The sequence below is a fragment of the Chryseobacterium sp. GW823-FHT05E08 genome (assembly GCF_058795655.1).
The window spans coordinates 163,218-184,976 of sequence record NZ_JBXAHY010000004.1 but is presented as its reverse complement, the minus strand read 5'-3'; the positions used below and the strand labels follow the sequence as shown (position 1 = coordinate 184,976).

The window sequence follows — 21,759 nt, the reverse complement described above, 5'->3', positions numbered from 1 at the left end:
TTATATTATTTTTAAAATTATGAATGTTTACAACTTATTTTATAAAGTATTAATAGACATTTTTATCAATATACGATAATTAAACAAGCTTTCTATTATTAATATTTAATTGATTACATTCAATTATTGCTATAGAAAACAATATTTTGTTTATATTCTGGCACATTTTTATTAGATATACATTCATTAAAAAATATTGACTTCAAAACAAAATGAGCTATTTATCACGAATTTACCTAAAAGAAAATCATCCGAAAGAATTCCCTTTCGATCTTCCTGTTTTTGAAAATGGATTGGATTTAAAATTTAAAACCAACGTCACTTTCTTTGTTGGCGAGAACGGAACCGGAAAATCAACTTTAATGGAAAGTATTGCAGATAAATGTGATTTTAATCTATCTGGAGGCAACAGAAATCACAACTATGACTTTCATAAAACAGAAAATACACTATCCGATTTTCTTACTTTGTCATGGAAAACAAAAATAAATCAGGGATTTTTTATGCGAGCCGAAAGTTTTTTCAACTTTGCAACTTATATCGATGAAGTCGCCGAAAGTGATGCCCGTATTTTGGATGCCTATGGTGGAAAATCTTTACACAAACAGTCTCACGGTGAGGCATTTTTAGCATTATTCCACAATCATTTTGATAAAGGCATTTATATTTTGGATGAGCCTGAATCTGCTCTTTCGCCACAACGTCAGCTTGCGTTGTTATCCATAATTCATAAGTTAGAAAAAACTGGAAAAGCACAGTTTATCATTGCAACCCACTCTCCTATTTTATTAAGTTATCCGGGCGCAACTATTTATTCTTTAGATAATAACCTTGAACCTATTCATTATAAAGATACCGAGCATTATCAGATCACAAAAAACTTTCTTGATGCTCCGGAATTATATTTCCGACACTTATTCAATGACGATGATGATATTTAAGACAGAATTTTACTCGGCGAAAGTCCATATTGTTTTTTAAATACAAACGAAAAATGAGAAAGATCTTCAAAACCAAGATCCATATAAATATCTGATGCCATTTTTCCTTTCTCTAAAAGATAATGAGCCTCTTGAAGTCTTTTTTGAAGCAGCCATTTTCCGGGCGTGGCATTAAAAACTTTTTCAAAATCACGTTTAAAAGTCGCCAAACTTCTTCCTGTTAGATAAGCGAAACGGTCTAGATTGACATTAAAGTGATAATTTTTATTCATAAAAGCTTCAATATCAATTTTACCAGGCTCATTAAAATCAAACAAAATATTTTTTAATTCCGGATCATATTGAAGCAATAAAATGAGCAATTCTTTTATTTTTAATTCTACCAAACGTTTATCCGAAAGCTGATCTGATAATTGATAAATCAACAAAGATTCCATAAAGTTTTTCAACAAAACATTTTCGTTGATCAATAATAATGGCTGGTTTAATTGTTTTTTTTCGCAAGTAAAACCATATTCCAAGCTGAAATCTTTTAATATTTGCTGATCGAGATATATTGATAATGACTTGAAATCTCCATTAGCAGGAGGAATTTTCGTGAATTTTAATAATTGATTTCTTCTTAAAAAACGTATCGAACCATCTGTTGCTGAATAATCATTAATTCCATCATTAAACGTCAGATCTCCCGCAATTTGATAGCTCAAAACATGATCGGAAACAAAATGTTCACCCTGCCTGCTCAACTGACTGTAGCAGGAATAAACAATATTTCCCAAATTTTCTCTTGTAGATTTCATCTAAATACAAATATAATTAAAATCAACAATGAGGTTGCTGAAAATCAACTCACCCCATCATTGAAATGTTATTATTCTAAATTAATTCCTTTATGAGCTAAATATTGTTTCCCATATTCAGACTCAAAAATATTTTCTGCATCATCATGATCCGTTGAAACGGTCACATCCAGCCATTTTTCAAATTCTTCTTTTCTATTTTCATCAGCCATTTTCAAAATAGCCGCAGCTTCACTACCCAAAACCAAATGAACAGGCGGATTCGGATGATCTACTAAATCAACCATTACTTTTGCAGCTTTTGCAGGATCACCCATCGGAAGAAATTTCCCTGAAGTTAGATGCTCTTTTATCCCGCCAACAGTAGCCTCATAACCTTCAACATCTTTCGCGAAACTCATCGAAGCACCAGCCCAATCGGTACGGAAACCTCCCGGCTCAACTGAAGTGACTTTTATTCCCAGAGGAGAAACTTCTTTATTTAAAGATTCAGAAAAACCACTAAGCCCGAATTTTGCAGCCTGATAAATAGAAAGTCCGGCATTCCCTACTCTTCCACCAACAGAACTTATTTGCAAAATACGTCCGGAACGTTGTTTACGCATGTGTGGCAAGATTGCTCTTGTGACTTCAATGGGTGCAAAAAGGTTAACTTCAAGCTGATTTCTCACCTGTTCACCTGTAAATGCTTCGGCTGCACCTGTAATTCCGAAACCCGCATTATTCACCAAAACATCAATTCTTCCGAAATGATTGATCGCTTCTTCAACCGCGGAATAAATCTGCTCTTTTACCTGTACATCCAACTGTAAAGTCAGCAACTGATCGGGATATTGTTCAGATAAATCTTTTAATTGTTCAGGATTTCTTGCTGTTGCAACTACAAAATCTCCTTTTAATAATACTGCTTCAACAAGACTTTTTCCTAAACCTTTTGAGCTTCCTGTTATGAACCAAACGTTTTTCATTGTATCTAATTTTATTGATACAAATTTCCATCAAATCAAGACAACTCTGTTTTGTTAAAAAGCTCAATTATGCTTTGTTAAAAGAGTCATTCAAAAAAAAAGAATCCACTTTAATAAAGTTTTAATAAATATTAATATGATCTAAAATTTCACTTCTTAGAATATTTTAAAACCATATCAGCTTGTTTTTAGCCTAAAAACCAAATCAATGCTACAGATAGATGAGGCATGACATTTATTTAATAATACAACCTTTGAAAATATTAAAATATAACCCACTGAAAACGAAAAGACTAAATCTCTGAACTATAAAATACGGATAGTCTACCCACAAAAAAGACTAAAAAAATGTTTTATCGTAAAGAATTTTATATATTTGCAGAATCTAACAATTAAAAAAATAATTTACTATGTCAGACATTGCATCAAGAGTAAAAGCTATCATCGCTGATAAGCTTGACGTTGAAGAAACAGAAGTAACTCCTGAAGCTAGCTTCACTAACGATTTAGGAGCTGACTCATTGGATACAGTTGAACTAATTATGGAATTTGAAAAAGAATTTAACATTCAAATCCCTGATGATCAAGCTGAAAAAATTACTACTGTAGGGCACGCTATCGCTTATATCGAAGAAGTAGTAAATAAATAATATTCTCTTCAACAAAAAGAAAATTTAAAAAGTTTATGGAATTAAAAAGAGTAGTTGTAACCGGTTTTGGCGCAATAACACCGATTGGAAATAATGCAAAAGAATACTGGGAAAATCTTCTTAAAGGTGAGAGCGGTGCTGCTCCGATTACTCTTTTTGATGCCACAAACTTCAAAACAAAGTTCGCTTGCGAAGTGAAAGGCTTCGATCCATTGCAACATTTCGATAAGAAAGAAGCAAAGAAAATGGACCGAAATACACAACTTGGAATGGTAGCTGCCAGAGAGGCAGTTGCACATTCTAGAATAATGGAAGACAATGTAGATAAAAACAGAGTCGGCGTAATTTGGGGTTCCGGAATCGGAGGTTTAGAGACTTTTGAAACAGAAGTTTTAGGTTGGGCAAATACGGATATTCCGAGATTTAACCCTTTCTTTATTCCTAAAATGATTGCAGACATTACTCCTGGACATATCTCTATTGAGTATGGTTTCCACGGACCGAATTATACTACTGTTTCTGCTTGTGCTTCATCTGCAAATGCCATTATTGATTCAAAAATGCTGATCCAGTTAGGAAAAGCGGACGTGATTGTATGCGGAGGCTCAGAGGCTGCCGTTACAGCAAGTGGTGTTGGCGGATTTAATGCTATGATGGCTCTTTCAACAAGAAATGATAGTCCACAAACAGCTTCAAGACCTTTTGATAAAGACAGAGATGGATTTGTATTAGGTGAAGGTGCAGGAACTATTATCCTTGAAGAATATGAGCATGCGGTAAAACGTGGAGCAACAATCTATGCAGAATTGAAAGGTGGCGGTATGAGTGCAGATGCACATCACATGACGGCACCACATCCTGAAGGTTTAGGAGCTTATTTAGTAATGAAAAATTGCTTGGAAGATGCAGGGTTAACTGCTGATGAAGTAGATCATATCAACATGCATGGTACATCTACTCCATTAGGAGACGTTGCAGAATCTAGCGCAATCTCAAAATTATTGGGTGAGCACGCTTACGACATTCAGATCAATTCTACAAAATCAATGACAGGCCACCTTTTGGGTGCAGCCGGAGTTATTGAGGCTATTGCTGTGTTAGGAACTATTATTCATGGTATCGTTCCTCCAACCATCAACCATTTTACTGATGATGAAAATATCGACAGCAGACTTAATTTTACATTTAACGAAGCCGCGAAGAAAGACGTAAAAGTAGCCATGAGTAATACTTTTGGATTTGGTGGGCACAATGCTTGCGTTCTATTTACGAAAATCTAAATTTACTGAATGGAGTTAAAGAAATACATTTCTAAATTCCTTCTCAAAAAAAGAAAAAAATTATCGGAAAGAGATTCTTTCCTTAGTACTCACTTGAACAAAGTGCTAGGTGCTGAGGTACAAAATGTTGCTCTTTACCGCGAAGCTTTTTCTTTGAAAAGCTCTTCTAAAAATCAAGACAGCAATTACGAAAGACTTGAATTTTTGGGAGATTCTGTTTTGGGTACAATTATTTCTTGTCATTTGTTTCAAGCTTATCCTCAGGCTAATGAAGGATACTTAACACAAATGAAATCTAAGATTGTTAATAGGAAAAATCTTAATAAATTAGGTGAAGACTTAAAACTTACAGACCTTTTGCTGAAACAAAACTCTGTGGCTTTAGGTGAAAATATCTCCGGAAATTTATTTGAAGCGTTAATCGGTGCTGTTTATCTGGACTTTCATTATGATACCTGTAAGAAGATCATCTTGGAAAGACTTTTAACACCATCCGAAATAAATAAGCTTGAAAATAAGATTGTAAGCTACAAAGGTCTTCTGCTCGAATGGAGCCAGAAGAAGAAATTGAATATAAAGTACGAAACTTGTGAGGAAATCCAGGTAAATAAAGCGATCATCTTCCGATGCCATGTCTGGCTTGGAGAAGAAAAAATCGCCAATGCCACGGAAACCTCCAAAAAGAAAGCAGAAGAGAAGGCAGCGCAGAGGGCATTTTATATTTTAAACAAAAAAGAAAACATACTTGGAAATCCAAAAACTTTATGATCTAGACGATATAGAATTTGAAGATATTGCCATAGGATTGGTAAGATTAGCGAAAAATATACCCGATCATGAGTTTTTTTTTAAAATAAATCGAGATAATGATCTTACTTTTTCAAGAAAGAAAGATGTGATCCTTCATGGAGCTTATTTTGATTATCATTTTCCAAGATTTGAGGCATACCACAAGTTTACAAAGACTTGCTTTACTTTCATCTCCAACAGATCATCAGAAAGTAGACAAAAAAAATTACAAACTGAGCTCTTTACAGAAGAAGAGAATATTAAATTTTTATTAAATAATCAGGTAGATGTAGAATATATTCTGCATAGTTCGGAACAGTTTCCTGATTTTTCCGTAATTTTGCTCCCTGAAAATCTTGTTTTTCCAATTCAAGATTATACACTAAGTTCTGAGGAAGAACTTTATCAAATTATCCAGTATTATGAATAAGCATTTAAAGAAGACAAAAATTATCGCAACACTTGGGCCGGCTTCATCATCGAAAGAAGTTATGTTAGGACTTATGAGAGCAGGTGTTGACGTTTTTAGAATAAATTTTTCACACGCAGATTACGACTTGGTTCGTACTAATATTGATACTATTAGAGAGCTTAATAAAGAACACGGATATTCTGTAAGTATTTTAGGAGATCTACAAGGTCCTAAATTAAGAGTTGGAGTTGTAAAAGAGGGTTCTTATCTTAATCCTGGAGACATTCTTACTTTCACCAACGAAAAGATGGAAGGAGATTCTACAAAGGTTTACATGACTTACCAACAGTTTCCTCAGGATGTAAATGTTGGAGAGAAAATCCTTATTGACGACGGAAAACTAATGTTGGAGGTTATTGAAACCAACAAAATAGATACAGTAAAAGCTAAAACAATTCAAGGGGGACCTTTGAGTTCTAAAAAGGGAGTTAACCTTCCTAATACGAACGTTTCTCTTCCAGCTTTGACGGAAAAAGATATTCAGGATGCTAATTTCATGCTTGACATGGAGGTTGACTGGATCGCTTTGTCATTCGTTCGTCACGCACAAGATATTATCGACTTAAAAGAACTTATCAAAAAGCATCCAAACGGAAAATTCAAAACGCCGATTATTGCTAAAATTGAAAAGCCTGAAGGTGTTAAGAACATCGACGAAATCCTATTGGAATGTGACGGTTTAATGGTTGCTCGTGGAGATCTAGGTGTGGAAGTTCCTATGGAAGAAGTTCCTGCAATTCAGAAAAACTTGGTTGAAAAAGCAAGATTCTATTCTAAGCCAGTTATTATCGCAACTCAAATGATGGAGACGATGATCAACAGTTTAACTCCAACAAGAGCGGAGGTAAATGATGTTGCCAACTCTGTATTGGACGGTGCTGATGCGGTAATGCTTTCAGGAGAAACTTCTGTGGGTAGATACCCAATTCAGGTTGTTGAAAATATGGCTAAAATTGTATTGAATATTGAGAAGACAAGCTTCTATCAACACAAAAACGAGCCAATGGAAAAAGACTACAACTGTATTGATGAGAGATTCATCACAAACAGAGTATGTCTTGCTGCTGTCAGAATTGCAAAAACTACAAACGTTTCAGCGATTGTTACTTTAACGCATTCTGGATATACGGCTTTCCAACTTTCGGCACACAGACCAAATTCTCATATCATTGTTTACAGTGGTAATAAAAGAGTAATCACGATGTTGAACCTACTTTGGGGAGTTCGTGCTTATTACTATGATATGAAAAAACCTACGGACGAAACAATTATCCAAGTAAATATGTTGACACACAACCACGGTTATATTGAAACTGGAGATTTCGTAATCAACATCAACGCTACTCCATCGTACGAGGGCGGAAAAACGAATACATTAAGATTGACTACGGTTTAATCTCAATCATACAAAAATTAAAAACTCTCGATATTCTCGAGAGTTTTTGTTTTATATCTGAAAAATATAATCATTTAAAATATTAATCTCCTACAATCGTTTTAGCAGTCACAAACTCTTTTAAAGCATGCAATGAAAGCTCTGTTCCATATCCTGAAGCCTTTGTTCCGCCAAAAGGGAAACGCGGGTCAGAACTTGTCATTCTGTTGACATTTACCGTTCCTGAGTCTAAGTTTTCAATGAAAAACGATTGACGCTCTTTATTATTTGTCCAAACTGAATTAGAAAGTCCGAAAGGAATATCATTGGCCATCTGCAAGGCTTCATCATCATTTTTAAAAGTCATAATCATTCCAAGTGGTCCAAATAATTCTTCCTGTAAAATTGGATTTCCTTCCTGTACTCTTATTAATCCCGGATTGAATTCCGTATCAGAAATTCTCTCTAATGGAATAATAATTTCAGCACCATTTTCTAAAGCTTTTTTGAATTGATTTTCAAGATCATCCGCTAAATCAGGTCTTGCCATTCCTCCGATCAACGTTTCTTTATCCATCGGATCTGAAGGAATGTATTTTTTATATTCTACAATGAATTTCGGGAGAAACTCATCTTCTATTTTCTCATCAATAATAAATCTTTTTGCAGCAGTACAAGTTTGTCCACAATTTTGAAGTCTCGATTTCACTCCTTCTTTTGAAGCTTTATCAAGATCAGCATCCTCAAAAATAATAAAAGCATCACTTCCACCTAATTCAAGTAAAGATTTTTTGATATTTAAACCTGCTATTGAAGCTACTTCTCCTCCAGCTTTCCCGCTACCCGTAAGACTTACTCCTTTTACTATATCATGTTCAAGAATTCCTTTTACTTCTTTATGTCCAACCTCCAAGTTTTGGAAAACACCTTCCGGAAAACCTGCTTCCAATAAAACTTGTTCAATAGCATTTCCACTTCCGAAACAAATTGAAGCATGTTTCAGAACAACCGTATTTCCCGCCAAAATTGCAGGAACAGCAAATCTCAAGACCTGCCAGAAAGGAAAATTCCAAGGCATTACTCCTAAAATCACTCCTTTTGGAGCATAATGAACTTCAGAATACGTAAATTCAGAATCAATTTTTTCTGGTTTTAAAATATTTTCTGCATCAGCATAATAATTCATCATTAAAGCACATTTCTCCACCTCAGCAATCGATTGTGAAATCGGTTTATTCATTTCTGTGGTAATGATTGCTCCAAATTTTTCAGAATTATTCTTTAAAATTTCAGCAGCTTTTCTGATTAATCCTTGTCTTTCCTCAAACGACACCTTTTTCCAACTCGAAAAAGCCAAGTCAGCTTTAATAAGCTTGTTTTCAATTAATTGTTCCATAACGTAATTCTCAATTTAAATTCAAATAATGAATTTATAAATGCTTTTCTCTTAAAAGCATGATCAAAGCAACAAATTTAGTTCCTTTAGATTAAATAAAATAATGATTTTTTCTATTGAATATATTAGTTATGTCATACCATAAACCATTCGTTCACCAGACAAGACGCTAATCTTGCTGTCCTGTCCTGAATATCATGGCTCGGATTAACCTCAGCAACATCTAATGCGATCAGTTTTGGATTCTTTAAAATATGTCTGTAAAAATGCATAAAAGTTGCATCAGCAAAGATTCCGTTGTATGCCGCTGCTGAAACTCCGGGCGCAATCGAAGCGTTAAAAACATCCATACAAATGGTGAGATAAGCAAAATCGACCTCATTTAATAAATCATCAATTCTTTGATAAATTGACGGAAGATTTTCAAAAAATAATCCATCTGCAAGAATATATTTCATTCCGTATTGATGAGCTGTATCAAATAATTTAAGTGTATTTGAATTTCTCTGAATTCCGATGTGTAAAGAATTGATCTCACCCTCCTGAGCGATCTGCCAAAATCCGGTTCCTGAGCTCGGTCCTACTCCATTTTCAGGCTGCCTGTTGTCAAAATGAGCATCAATATTAATGATTCCGATTTTTTGTTCAGGAAAAGCTGTTTTTACACCTAGATAATGGGCATAAGTCACTTCATGTCCGCCACCCAAAACAAGTGATTTTCCACCTTTTAAAAGAACTTTCGAGACATTTTTTGCAAGGTTATTTTGAGTATTTTCTAAATTTCCATCCTCACAGGTAATATTTCCAAAATCAAGTAATGAAAAGTCAGGAAGAATTACAGGAAAATTAGACATATTTTTTCTGATGACATCCGGAGCATCTTTTGCTCCCAGCCTTCCTTTATTCCTTCTAACACCCTCATCTACGGCAAAACCGTGTAAAACGAAATCATTAGTTGAAATACTGTCGTAATTACTTTCTTCTCTTACTCTTTGAAATATTCTGTGGAAAAGAGCTTCTTCTCCGTCAAATCTACCTTGCCAAATATTGCTCATTTTTTTAATAATTTGTGTGTTGCTGTCATGTTGATAAAAACTCGATTTGGTTAATTTAGCTTCTTACAAAATGACGATGTGTATGGTTGGTTATTTTAAATTTTATTTCCGTCAATATAGATATTTTCAGCGTTTAAACTTCCTTGATTATATAAAACATTTTGGAAGTTGTTTGTTTTAAAAGTTACAAAATCTGCTTTCAAGCCGTTTTCTAATCTTCCTCTGTCTTCCAAACCAAGAGCAAATGCTGAACGGAAAGTTATTCCCGCCAAAACTTCTGCTGTTGTTAATTTTTCAAAAGTTGCTAAAATTGAAGCTTGAGTAATTAAATTTCCCATCGGTGCAGAACCGGGATTCCAATCACTTGCAATGGCTAAAATTGCTCCTGCATCCAATAATTTTCTGGCCGGAGTAAATTTTTCTCCTAATCCTAAACTCGCGCCAGGAAGAGCTGTTGCCACCGTGTTCGATTGAGCTAGAAACTCAATATCTTCATCAATTGTAGCTTCCAAATGGTCTGCAGATTTCGCACCAACTTCAACCGCAATTCTTGAACTTCCGGGTGTAAATTGATCTGCATGAACCGTAATTTCAAAACCTAAGTCTTTAGTTTTAAGTAAGAAATCTTTACTTTCTTCCGGCTGGAATGCTGATTTTTCAATGAAAATATCAACACGTTTTGCTAAATCTTCTTCTTTTACTTTTGGTAAAATTTCGGTGATAATGTAATTTAAATATTCCTGATTACTGCCTTCAAAATCTCTAGGTTTTAAATGAGCGGAAAGACAAGTCGGAACCAAAGTCGCTTTAGTTTGTTCCTGTGCTTTTTTGATCATTCGGAGCATCTTCAATTCGTTTTCTACATCAAGACCATAACCGCTTTTTACTTCAATTGTGGTAATTCCTAATGAGAGTAGAAAATCGATTCTTTCTAATAAAGTTTTTAATAATTCTTCTTCAGAAGCCTTTCTTGTATGTTGAACAGAACTCCAGATTCCACCTCCACTTTCTGCAATTTCTAAATATGTTTTTCCGGCATTTCTCATAGCGAAATCATTCGCACGATTTCCACCAAAGCAAATATGGGTGTGAGAATCTACAAAAGCGGGAAGAACAATTTGTTCGCCTTCTATTTTTTCAATATCTATATTTTGATTTTCAGATTTTAATTCTTCGAAATTTCCAACACTCTGAATTTTGTTGTCATTCACTAGAATTCCTCCATCGGTAATAATTTCTAATTGTTCGTCAGATAATTTTCCTCTTAACGGAAGATTGGCAAGTGTTACAACCTGCTTGAAAGGTCCTATAAGTTTCATTATTTATTATTAAGACTAAAAGTCTGTTTTAATTAAAATTTTTCATCTCAAAAATACTTAAAATATCTCAATCTTTTAAAACATAAACATTCCCTTTCCCAATGATAGGCCTGCCCCAAATCTCAACCTTAAATAATCTCAACCTCAACCCTAATCTTAACCTCAATTTTTCCTATCTTTGAGGTAAATGAAATGAATTAATGCCAGATTTTTTACATCCAGATAAAGAAAATTACTCCCATGAAGAGCTCATACAGGAAGAACAAATTCGTCCGCAGAGCTTTAAAGATTTTGCAGGGCAAAGAAAAACACTAGAAAATCTTGAAGTTTTCGTTACTGCTGCAAAAAAACGTGGCGGGGCTCTAGACCATGTTCTTTTGCATGGCCCACCCGGCCTTGGGAAAACTACTCTATCCAATATTATCGCCAATGAACTTGGGGTAAACTGTAAAATAACTTCCGGTCCTGTTTTGGATAAACCGGGAAGTTTAGCTGGATTATTGACTAATCTTGAAGAAAACGACGTGCTTTTTATTGATGAAATCCACCGTCTTTCTCCTATTGTAGAAGAATATTTGTATTCGGCGATGGAAGATTTTAAGATTGATATCATGCTTGAAACAGGCCCGAATGCAAGAAGTGTACAGATCGGACTGAATCCTTTTACATTGGTGGGAGCAACAACCAGAAGTGGAATGCTGACAAAACCAATGTTGGCAAGATTCGGGATTCAAAGCAGATTGGAATATTATTCTATTGAACTTTTATCGATGATTATTATCAGAAGTGCGAGAGTTTTAGGAATAAAAATTTATGAAGATGCTGCCCTTGAAATTGCAAGAAGAAGTCGCGGAACTCCGAGAATTGCGAATGCTCTTTTAAGAAGAGTTAGAGATTTTGCTGAAATAAAAGGAAATGGCGAAATTGAAATTAATATCACAAAATACGCCCTGAATTCTTTAAATGTAGACGAATTCGGACTGGATGAAATGGATAACAAAATTATGCGTGTCATGATTGAAAATTTCAAAGGTAAGCCTGTCGGAATTTCAGCTTTGGCGACATCCATTGCCGAAAACCCTGAAACTTTGGAGGAGGTTTATGAACCATTTTTGATTCAGGAAGGGTTTATTATTCGTACGCCAAGAGGTAGAGAAGTTACTGACAAAGCATATAAACATTTGAATATTGCCATTCCTAGAAATCCGGGAGAATTATTTTAATTAATATGAAGTCATTATTAACAAATTTAAAATTCACTCCATTAAATATTTTTTGCATATTAATATTTATCATTTCTATTTTGAAGTATACTATCAATTTAGATTTTGAAGGCGGGTGGCTTTTTATGCTTATTCTTTCTTTTAGCTTAATAGTGACTTTATTAGTAATAGATTTCAGTATTCAACTTATTTTTACTGAAAGAAATAAATTTTCCTTAATTCTAAATTTTATAATTATAACTTTCAGCGTGTTATTAATATATTTATTTTTCAATATTTAAATAAAAATGTTCATACCTAAAATATACCGAAGTGAAGACTATAATTTGATGAAACAAATCATCAAAGAAAATGCTTTTGCTTTACTTATTTCTTCGGTCGACAAGATCAGAGCAACTCATTCGATGATGATGCTTAATGAAGATGATCCTGAAAATATTTATATTGAATCCCATATTTCCAGAGCAAATCCTCAGGCGAAAACATTGAAGAACGGCGACGAAGTTTTATGTGATTTTCTGGGTGCTCATACTTATATTTCCAGCAGTTGGTACGATCATGTGAATGTTTCAACATGGAATTATGAAGCAGTTCAGATCTACGGAAAAGTAGAATTAATGAATCAGGAAGAACTTTACAATCATCTTGAAAAATTAACTGCCAAGTATGAGAATTTTCAGAAATGCCCGATGTTTGTAGAGAAAATGGGACGGGAATTTGTGGAAAAGGAAATGAAAGGAGCTTTTGGGTTAAAAATAATTCCGACTGAGATATTTATTCAACAAAAACTGTCTCAAAACAGAAAAGAAGCGGACTTTCAGAACATTATTTCCAATCTTGAAAATACAGACGAAAATGGAAAAAAGATTGCTGAAAGAATGAAAAATATTAAATAATTTTATCAAGTAAAATAAACTAATCAAAAATATATATGAAGTTATATCCTATACAATGTGGAAAATTTAAGCTGGACGGCGGCGCAATGTTTGGAGTCGTCCCAAAGAGTCTGTGGGAGAATACTAACCCAGCAGACGAAAAAAACTTAATTGAATTGGGAACCCGCTCTTTATTAATTGAAGACGGAAAAAAATTAATCTTGGTAGACTGCGGTCTTGGAAACAAGCAGGATGATAAATTCTTCGGTCACTATTCTCTTTGGGGAGACGATAATTTAGATAAAAACTTAAAAAAATATGGTTTTGTAAAGGAAGATATCACCGATGTTTTCTTAACTCACCTTCACTTCGACCACTGCGGTGGAGCAATTGAATGGAATGACGACAAAACCGGCTACAGACCTGCATTCAAAAATGCACAGTTCTGGACGAATGAAAACCATTGGCAGTGGGCAACTGAGCCTAATCCAAGAGAAAAAGCGAGCTTTTTAAAGGAAAACATTCTTCCTATGCAGGAAAGCGGGCAACTGAGCTTTTTACCACTTCCAGCAAACGGAAATTATGGTTTTGCTCCAGATTTGAAAATGGACGTTATTTTTGTTGACGGACATACAGAAAAGCAAATGCTTCCGGTTATCCAATATCAGGAAAAAACGGTTGTTTTTGCGGCGGATCTTATTCCGACTGCGGGACATATCAACCCTGTTTACGTGATGGGTTATGATACAAGACCTTTATTGACAATGGAGGAAAAATCAAAATTCCTGAAGCAATGTGTAGATAACGAATATTTACTGTTCTTTGAACACGATGCTCACAACGAATTAGCAAGTCTTAAAATGACCGAAAAAGGAGTAAGACTTGATGAAACCTTTAGTTTTAATGATGTTTTTGGATATTAATTTTTAATTATGGAAGAATTACATTCAGAAACAAAAAAAGCAGAACCACCATCATCCAAAGTCATTGGTTTAACTGGTGGAATAGGTTCAGGAAAGACTACTGTTGCCCATTTTATTGAAGAGTGCGGGTTTCCCGTTTATTACTCGGATGACAGGGCAAAAACGATCGTTAATGATAGTGATGCATTAAAGGTTAAAATTAAAGAACTTCTAGGCGAAGAATCTTACGATGAAAACGGACTTTACGACAGGAAATTTGTTGCAGAAAAAGTTTTTAATGATAAAGATCTTCTTCATCAATTAAATGAAATCATTCATCCTGCTGTTCGAATTGATTTTGAAGAGTGGCTGGAAAAGCAAACCAAATATCTAGTTTTTAAAGAGACTGCATTATTATTTGAATTAAAACTTAATAAACAATGCTACAAATCTCTGTTGGTAACTGCAGAAGACAACATAAGAACCAAAAGAGTAATGGACAGGGATGGAAAAACCTATCGTGAAATAGAAGCTATAATGGAGAAACAAATGTCTGAAAAAGACAAGATAAAACTCGCAGACTGCATCATTTACAACAATACCAATCTCGAAGATCTCAAGGAACAAACCGAACGGATTATTTTCGAAATAGAATAAAGCAAAACTCGTTAGAAAAATCTAGCGAGTTTTTTATTGACCTGATTTTAATTAAAAAAATAAGCTCCCATTTCTGAGAGCTTATTCTATTTTAAAGATAATTTACTATTATTCTTTGATGAATTTCTTTTGGGCAGTACCCTTAACATCATCGATATCTATTACATAAACTCCGTTGATCAAATTACTAACATTGATCTTGTTGTTTAAGATAATTCCCGCTGATACTACTTGTCCTGCTGCATTGTAGATCTTGTAATTAGATCTAGGGCTTGTGTTCTTCACATTCAATGTAGTTTTTACCGGGTTAGGGTAAATCATTATTTCAGTCTGGTTCGTTGCATTAGGAACAGGAGTTTTAGAAATTCTCACTGTGTAATCTTCAACTTCCCCGTTTGCAAAACTTGTACAGTTCACAGGGATACCGTCTTTTTGCAATGCTACTCTCATCACTACATATTTGTAATCTGTTAAGCTGATGAATGCATCTGCAGGTACATTAAACGTTCCTGTAACAGGAGTTGTTGTACTAGGAGGTGAAGCAATGATTCTTTCGTTAATATCGAAGTATCCGTTTCTGTCGAAATCGATCCAAACAGCAACACCTTCTTCATTATTAGTACCTAACCAAGATTTTTCAATCGTAATTTGGTTTCCTGTAGAACCTTGAATCAATTCTATGAATTTAGCAGGAACACCTGTATAATCTGTATAAGTAGATCCTACTGAAGTATTTTCCATTACTGGTTTACCGTTTGGCTTCACAGTTACTTTTGAAATAAATTCATTAGCAGCACTTCCTGAAGACATTGGGCAATAAGTTACCGTAGGTGTCGTAAAGAAGTATGGTTGAGTGTAAGTCCCCGGCGTACCTGAACATACATTTACAACCTGCATTTCATATTTAGTTAATTCTAATAATCCTGTTAATGTAAGAGTATTTACAGAAACCGGTACATTTGTCCAGCTCGGAATACCCACTTTTCTATATCTTAAGATATAAGTTGCTCCCGGGAATGGATCCCAAACCACAACTGCTGAAGTAGGAGTAAGATTTGTAATCGTTAATCCCGGAGGAGGCAATACGCAAGTTCTTTCAGTGGTAAATACTTTAGGATTAGACCATGGATTTACAAGTGTAGTACCATTACAAATATTTGCTATCTGAACTTCATACGAAGTATATACATTTAAATTAGCAAGAGTATAAGTATTCGCTGGAGCTACCGGTAAAGGTATATTAGCGCTCCATCCTGTAGGGCCGCTTCCTACGATTCTGTATCTCATTACATAAGTAGAACTTGCAGCTAAAGGAGCCCATGTTATCAATGCAGATGTTGTTGTGATATTACTTACCGTAACATTCGGAGGTGTAGGATCACATTTTGTTGCAAATGCCACAGGAGTAGCAGTTCCTTCAGTCGTATTACAAACAGCAACTACTATTGCTTCGTAATTTTTAGCAGGCTGTAAACCTGATGGAATAACAAAACTGTTTGTAGGTGGTGCTAATAATGCAGATGAATTTGGCCATCCAGCAGTTCCAACTTCTCTCCAATATACTTTATAGTTAAGATTATCAGTAGATTGAGTCCAATGTACTGTTGCAGAAATATGGCTGATTGCGTCTACATAAACATTTGTAGGTGCTGTAGTAGAACAAGGCTTAATGACAAAAGTATAATCTACATAATTACCATAAGGAGCCGATCCACAAGGATTGATTGCACCACTAAATGATGTAGCAAATCTCGCTCTGTAAGAACCTGCAGGACGACCTGCCGTGTTAATTGTAGTTGTTCCAGTCTGAGTATAAGCAGTAGTAGCATAAACCGCTTCCGTTAAAGGATCAAATACCATATCGTTATTCCAGTCTATCCATAAATAATAAAAGTATGAACTTGTTCCAGAATTCATGCTAACATTCACAGTAGTTCCCGGCAGTGCAGAGAAACTTGTTGCAGAATTGTTTACATATGCACTATAAGTAGAAGCAGTATAAGCAAGATTGGTAAATCCTCCTGTAGTTGTAATATTCTTCAAATAATATGTTGTTGAAGATGAACCCCCTGTAGGAACACAATAATTAGTGTAAACCGAAAGAGGCCCCGTCCAATCACCAATATCAGTAGAACTACATCTTGCTCTTACCCAAATGTAGTAAGTTGTACTTGCAGCTAATCCTGTTATTAATTGAGTTGGCCCTGTAACTCCAGTGTATTGAGGAGTAACAGTTGGAGCAGGAATTGCAGCACTTGTAGTATAATAAACATCATAACCACCTGCAGGAGCCGGAGTTGGTACTGTCCATTGTATTGTAGTACTTGAAGTTGTAGTATTCACGACCGTTAAACCTTGTGGGTCCAAACATGTTGGTGCAACTCTTACTTTGAAATCATCCAAACCTAAATACCAAGGAGCACTTGTAGCACTAACGCTTACTCCGAAATTATATGTTCCTGAAACTGTAGGCGTATAATATACTTTATACAATACATATCCATTTGTTCCTTGTGTTGCTGTAATGAATGCTCCTAAAGTTGTTGCTCCTGTAGCAGACTGTGAAGTATTCACTAATGCATTACCTGTAAATCCTATATAAGAACTTGATGTACCTCCCGTATTATAATAGAAAGAATATTCATACGCTGTACCTGCCGTCAAGGCAAAGCCCGGAGTCCAAAGTTGACTAGCAGTGGTATTACCGTATTGAATACTCATATAATTCGGTGTAGATTTTGGCGCATTAAACGTTGTAGTCCCTGTATTTGCAGAGTTCCAGGCATAAGTACCTGTTATCTGTTTCCAACAACTTGGTACAATACCAGATCCTATAGGAGTCAGAGTATCAAAATTCTCAGTCCAAGGAAGGGTTGTAATTGCTGTACAAAGTGTTTTAAAAGGTGTTCCCGAAGCCCAGAAACTCTTATCTGTAGAAGAACAAATTGCTCTAACCCACCAATAATAAGTAGTATTAGCTGCAAGGCTACCCACCGTAACTGAAGTTCCTGTAGGAACTGCTGTTCCCGCAGTTGCACCAGTAGGAGGAACACCCGTCGTATTCATATAATATTCGTAACCATTTGCCGGAGTCGTTACCGAAGCCGTCCAAGATAGGGTTGCAGCATTAGCTAAAATATTTGATGATGTTAATGCTGTTGGAACAATACAAGTTGGAGGAGCTCCTACCTGAATTGTAAAATCTACAAAGTTTCCCCAGGCACTAGGTCCACATGCAGTAATAGGAGTGGCAGGTGTTATGAAGCCATTTTCTATTCTTACTCTGTAAGAGCCATAAGCCTGTGCAGCCGGAACAGTTATATTTCCGGTATAAGTAGCTGCATACGTTGTAGTAGCAATAGGATTTTCACCTGCGTCGTTAAAGTCAAGATCATTATTCCAGTCTATGTACACATAATATTTTGCAGTACTTGAACTGGTAGCCAGATTTAGCAGTATAGTTCCACCCGGAGATGAATTTACTGCCTGGGCTGAATTATTAACATAAGCTTGGTATGCTGTAGCTGTATAATTAATACTATTCTGATCAGATAAGGAGATTGTTTTTAAGTAATAGGTCGTACTTGACGCACCTCCCGTTGGAGTACAGTACTGAGCCTTCAATCCCACAAATGACAGAAAAAATAAAAATAAAAGATAAAATTTTCTCATAAGTCAAATAGTTTTAAAAAAATAAATTCATAATACATTCATTTCTAACTTTTATATTCTTAATAATTAAGAATTCAATATCCACTTTCAACAGGGGTGATTATTTGTAATGGTATTACTAATGTTTGGTTGATCGTAAGGCAATGTCATTGCCTGCTTATAGGATTGCGTTGCAAAGCCTATATTGATCAGAGCCAGAAAAAGAATTAAAAAAGTAAAGGTTTTCTCCATATGTTCTTTATATTATATTAATTAAACAAATCTAATGATTTTTTGTTATTAATTTGCCAATTGAAATATTTTTTTTACGGAAACCTCACAATATCACAACTTATATATTAATAATAAAAAAATCCTCAGGCAAAACCTGAGGATTTATTATTGTTATGAAAGTTCTATTACTTTTTAATGAATTTGGATTTGAATAAATCTTTTCCTTTTTCTTCAATTGTAATTACATATCCTCCTTTTACTAATTCAGAAACGTTGATTTTTCCTGAGTTGATATTTCCGCTATTTACTAACTGACCAGCAGCACTGTAAATTTTGAAAGCAGCTTTGTCAGAAACTTTAGTTACGTTTAAGATATCACTTACCGGGTTAGGATAAATCTGAATACCGTCTTTAGGATTAGCAACATCGCTTGTTCCTAATGTAGTAGCTACAACAACGTTGTAATCTTCAACTTCACCATCATTGAAATTAGTTCCACAAACCCAAGTTGCAGGTCCGTTTAATCCAGCGTTAGCAGATCCGGCAAAACCAAAAAGAACTCTCATTCTTAATGTCTGTCCTTCGATAGCAGTACTTGGAACTGTAAATGATCCAGTGAATGAAGCAACGTTAGTTACAGGGAAGTTCATTACTCTTTCAGAAGCATCAAAAGTACCATCTCTGTTATAATCGATAAACACCATCGCTAGATTATAAGCAGCCTGGTTTGCCGTAATAGTCATCGTATTACTAACTCCTTTTGTAAGGTTAACCTGAAGAGCAGGGTTTGTTGTAAAGTTTGTATAAATAGCTCCAGTTGAAGTATTATTAAGATTCGCAACCGTTACATTTGAAATAAATAGATTCGCAGCAGTAACTGATGCAGCAGCACAATAAGATATTGATGAAGTTGTGAAATTTACTGAAGCTGAATAAGCACCAGGAGTTCCAGAACAAACAGCTGCTATCTGAATTTCATAAGATGTAGCATCTGTAAGACCAGCCAACGTTACAGTAGGAGAAGTAGATGTTGTTGCTATCCAAGCAGTTTGACCTACTTTTCTGTAACGAATCATATAAGTAGCACCTGAAATTGGCGTCCAGCTTACAGTAGCTCCATAAGCAGTAATGTTACTTGTAGTTATTCCCACTGGAGCAGTACCGTCACATGGAGCGAAAGCTACTACAGTTACTGATTTCACAGCATAAAATACGTTTCCGATTGAAGAAACTCTAAGTTTAATTACTTGTCCGTTCAATGAAGTAGGGAAAGTAAAGTTCTCTGTTCCATCATTAGCTGTTGAAGCAGAAAGTACAGTCCAAGTTGTTCCGTTGTCTGTTGTATAGTCAATTTTAACGTTAGCAACACTGTAAGGTGCAGCAGTAGTATTTGCTACATCCCACTCGATTGGAGTTGCAACGTTTACGTTAGCATATTGAGTATTAACTTTAAATGGTCCATCATTACCTACAGTAATTGTCTGCTGCGCAAACTGACTCTGTTGTTGAGCTGGATCAGGGTTATTATCTCTTACCGTTACAGCAAAATTACTTGTTCTTGCAACCATAGAAACAGACTCCCATCCGTTATTTGAGTTATCTAAAACTCCTGCCAATACAGAAGATAATTTAGGGAAATATCTTGTTGGGCTTGAAGTAGGTGTAAATGATCTAAATGAAGCACCTGTTGTAGTAGTACCTAAATTAGTTTTATTAATTACAACACTTGCATTATCAACCTCTTCCCATGTATAAGTTAATGGGTTGTTTTCTGCATCAGTAGCAGCAGCCGTTAATACGAATGCAGTTCCTTTTGGAATACTGTAAGCAGTTAAAGGAGTAATTACTGGTGCATTGTTTGAGATAGAAGTCTCAATATCACAAGTTTTGCTGATCAAGTTAGCTTGAATCTGAGAAATACTTGCTTTATGGAAATAAGCATCAGAATGCGCCTGAACGTCAGTAGTAGCACCTGTAATACCAGCATATCCCATAATTGTAGATCCAGAACCTGGTTCTACGTTTACTCCAGTTCCTGTTTCAAGACCGTGAGAGAATGTGTGGTTACCTCCTAACTGGTGACCCATTTCGTGAGCTACATAGTCAATATCAAAGTTATCACCTTGAGGAATACCATCTCCAGGAGAAGTAAATCCAGAACCTTTTTGCTTAGAAAGAGAAGTAGCAGGAGTTCCTGTAGGATCAATACAAACACAACCGATACATCCTGCATTTCCACCACCACCAGTATCACCTAGAAGGTGTCCGATGTCGTAGTTAGCACTTCCAACATTTACACTAAGTGTTTGCTGAAGCTGAACATTCCAACCATTAGCATTACTTGCATTAGCTGAAGCTGTACCAACTGAAGGAATTGAATATGGATCTGTTGAGCTGTTCGTATAAATTACATTTGGAAAATCCTGTAAAATAAGACGTAAAGCGAAATCTTTTTCGAAAACACCGTTTACTCTTGTCATTGTCGCATTAATCTGCGTCAAAGCACCAGCAACAGTACCTCCAAATTTCTGAGTATACTCACCAGTAACAGACATTACCAATCTCATCGTTCTGAATTTTTTATCAGACATTTTTGAGAAATCAGTTGGTTGGTTGGCAAATGATTTACCTTGCTCCAACATCTGATTAATCTGAGCTACCTCAGCAGGGTTTTCTGTAGTACTACAAAAGAAACCTTTTCCTGTCCCTTCTGTTTTTTTAGTTTTAGGGTGAACAGCATATACAGTTTTATCTGCATTTTGCGGCTCAATGAATTCATAATTTCCATCATTCATTACCATAGATTGGAAATCATTACCTGATAAAGAGAATCTTAGGTATTTAGACGGATCGTCAATTCCAACCCCAACATAAGATCCTAGTTGATATTTATCTGCAAGAGATTTTACAACAACTGGAGAGCTATATACTGCAAATTTTTCAATTTTACCATTTAAAGTTGGTATAGAAATTTCTACAGCCTTTGCATTAGGACCTGACTCCTGAGCATTTTTCAGCTTTTCCTTAATTGCATTAATATCTAACTTATAGTAGTTAACAAGAGCGTACTTAATTTCTGTACCTCTCTTGTATGTAGTCGGCGTCCATTGCGCAAAGGCAGAGCCACCAACCAAACTACAAAATAAAATAGTAAGTAGTTTTTTCATAAATT

General features: G+C 35.2%; 17 protein-coding genes. 10 read left to right on the top strand and 7 right to left on the bottom strand.

Annotated elements, in window-relative coordinates; all coding sequences use genetic code 11:
• Nucleotides 1–212 precede the first annotated feature (212 nt).
• A complete protein-coding gene (locus AC1Q7L_RS15000; protein ID WP_492306905.1) occupies nt 213–941 on the top strand; it encodes an AAA family ATPase in 729 nt (242 codons plus the stop codon).
• On the opposite strand, the gene AC1Q7L_RS14995 is transcribed toward AC1Q7L_RS15000, so the two are convergent.
• Both AC1Q7L_RS14995 and AC1Q7L_RS14990 read right to left on the bottom strand, forming a co-directional pair.
• Nucleotides 938–1,741, bottom strand: a complete 804-nt coding sequence (locus tag AC1Q7L_RS14995) for a helix-turn-helix domain-containing protein (RefSeq protein WP_492306906.1) — start codon at nt 1,739–1,741, stop codon at nt 938–940. The genes AC1Q7L_RS15000 and AC1Q7L_RS14995 overlap by 4 nt on opposite strands.
• Before the next feature lie 71 nt (nt 1,742–1,812).
• On the bottom strand, nt 1,813–2,709 hold the full coding sequence (locus tag AC1Q7L_RS14990; RefSeq protein ID WP_492306907.1) for an oxidoreductase: 897 nt from the start codon (nt 2,707–2,709) through the stop codon (nt 1,813–1,815).
• A gap of 410 nt (nt 2,710–3,119) precedes the next feature.
• Between AC1Q7L_RS14990 and AC1Q7L_RS14985 the strand changes: the two genes are divergently transcribed.
• The 5 genes from AC1Q7L_RS14985 to pyk are packed head-to-tail and all read left to right on the top strand — an operon-like array spanning nt 3,120 to nt 7,296.
• Nucleotides 3,120–3,359, top strand: coding sequence for an acyl carrier protein (locus AC1Q7L_RS14985; protein ID WP_002976354.1), 240 nt, complete (start codon nt 3,120–3,122; stop codon nt 3,357–3,359).
• A gap of 35 nt (nt 3,360–3,394) precedes the next feature.
• Nucleotides 3,395–4,639, top strand: a complete 1,245-nt coding sequence (gene fabF / locus AC1Q7L_RS14980) for a beta-ketoacyl-ACP synthase II (RefSeq protein ID WP_492306908.1) — start codon at nt 3,395–3,397, stop codon at nt 4,637–4,639.
• 9 nt (nt 4,640–4,648) lie between these two features.
• Nucleotides 4,649–5,407: a ribonuclease III gene (rnc, locus tag AC1Q7L_RS14975; RefSeq protein WP_410693626.1), complete on the top strand. Its 759-nt coding sequence runs from the start codon at nt 4,649–4,651 to the stop codon at nt 5,405–5,407.
• Nucleotides 5,385–5,858, top strand: a complete 474-nt coding sequence (locus AC1Q7L_RS14970) for an IPExxxVDY family protein (protein WP_410693627.1) — start codon at nt 5,385–5,387, stop codon at nt 5,856–5,858. The genes rnc and AC1Q7L_RS14970 overlap by 23 nt, the downstream gene beginning before the upstream one ends.
• A complete protein-coding gene (pyk, locus tag AC1Q7L_RS14965) occupies nt 5,851–7,296 on the top strand; it encodes a pyruvate kinase (protein ID WP_410693628.1) in 1,446 nt (481 codons plus the stop codon). Before AC1Q7L_RS14970 ends, pyk begins: the two co-directional genes overlap by 8 nt.
• 82 nt (nt 7,297–7,378) lie before the next feature.
• On the opposite strand, the gene AC1Q7L_RS14960 is transcribed toward pyk, so the two are convergent.
• From AC1Q7L_RS14960 to hutI, 3 genes are all read right to left on the bottom strand, one after another.
• Nucleotides 7,379–8,671: an aldehyde dehydrogenase family protein gene (locus tag AC1Q7L_RS14960; protein WP_492306909.1), complete on the bottom strand. Its 1,293-nt coding sequence runs from the start codon at nt 8,669–8,671 to the stop codon at nt 7,379–7,381.
• Between the two features lie 134 nt (nt 8,672–8,805).
• Nucleotides 8,806–9,726: a formimidoylglutamase gene (hutG, locus tag AC1Q7L_RS14955; protein WP_492306910.1), complete on the bottom strand. Its 921-nt coding sequence runs from the start codon at nt 9,724–9,726 to the stop codon at nt 8,806–8,808.
• A 95-nt stretch (nt 9,727–9,821) separates the two neighbouring features.
• Nucleotides 9,822–11,045, bottom strand: a complete 1,224-nt coding sequence (gene hutI, locus AC1Q7L_RS14950) for an imidazolonepropionase (RefSeq protein WP_492306911.1) — start codon at nt 11,043–11,045, stop codon at nt 9,822–9,824.
• Nucleotides 11,046–11,245: 200 nt separating this feature from the next.
• Between hutI and ruvB the strand changes: the two genes are divergently transcribed.
• The 4 genes from ruvB (at nt 11,246) to coaE (ending at nt 14,702) form a co-directional block, all read left to right on the top strand.
• Complete coding sequence (ruvB, locus tag AC1Q7L_RS14945) at nt 11,246–12,268, top strand: Holliday junction branch migration DNA helicase RuvB (RefSeq protein WP_072412642.1); 1,023 nt, start codon at nt 11,246–11,248, stop codon at nt 12,266–12,268.
• Nucleotides 12,269–12,555: 287 nt separating this feature from the next.
• Nucleotides 12,556–13,164, top strand: a complete 609-nt coding sequence (locus AC1Q7L_RS14940; protein WP_492306912.1) for an FMN-binding negative transcriptional regulator — start codon at nt 12,556–12,558, stop codon at nt 13,162–13,164.
• A 35-nt stretch (nt 13,165–13,199) separates the two neighbouring features.
• Nucleotides 13,200–14,066: an MBL fold metallo-hydrolase gene (locus AC1Q7L_RS14935; RefSeq protein WP_492306913.1), complete on the top strand. Its 867-nt coding sequence runs from the start codon at nt 13,200–13,202 to the stop codon at nt 14,064–14,066.
• Nucleotides 14,067–14,075: 9 nt separating this feature from the next.
• A complete protein-coding gene (gene coaE, locus AC1Q7L_RS14930; RefSeq protein ID WP_492306914.1) occupies nt 14,076–14,702 on the top strand; it encodes a dephospho-CoA kinase in 627 nt (208 codons plus the stop codon).
• Nucleotides 14,703–14,810: 108 nt separating this feature from the next.
• On the opposite strand, the gene AC1Q7L_RS14925 is transcribed toward coaE, so the two are convergent.
• Complete coding sequence (locus AC1Q7L_RS14925; protein WP_492306915.1) at nt 14,811–18,374, bottom strand: GEVED domain-containing protein; 3,564 nt, start codon at nt 18,372–18,374, stop codon at nt 14,811–14,813.
• A 398-nt stretch (nt 18,375–18,772) separates the two neighbouring features.
• Nucleotides 18,773–21,754, bottom strand: a complete 2,982-nt coding sequence (locus AC1Q7L_RS14920) for a reprolysin-like metallopeptidase (protein ID WP_492306916.1) — start codon at nt 21,752–21,754, stop codon at nt 18,773–18,775.
• Nucleotides 21,755–21,759 lie beyond the last annotated feature (5 nt).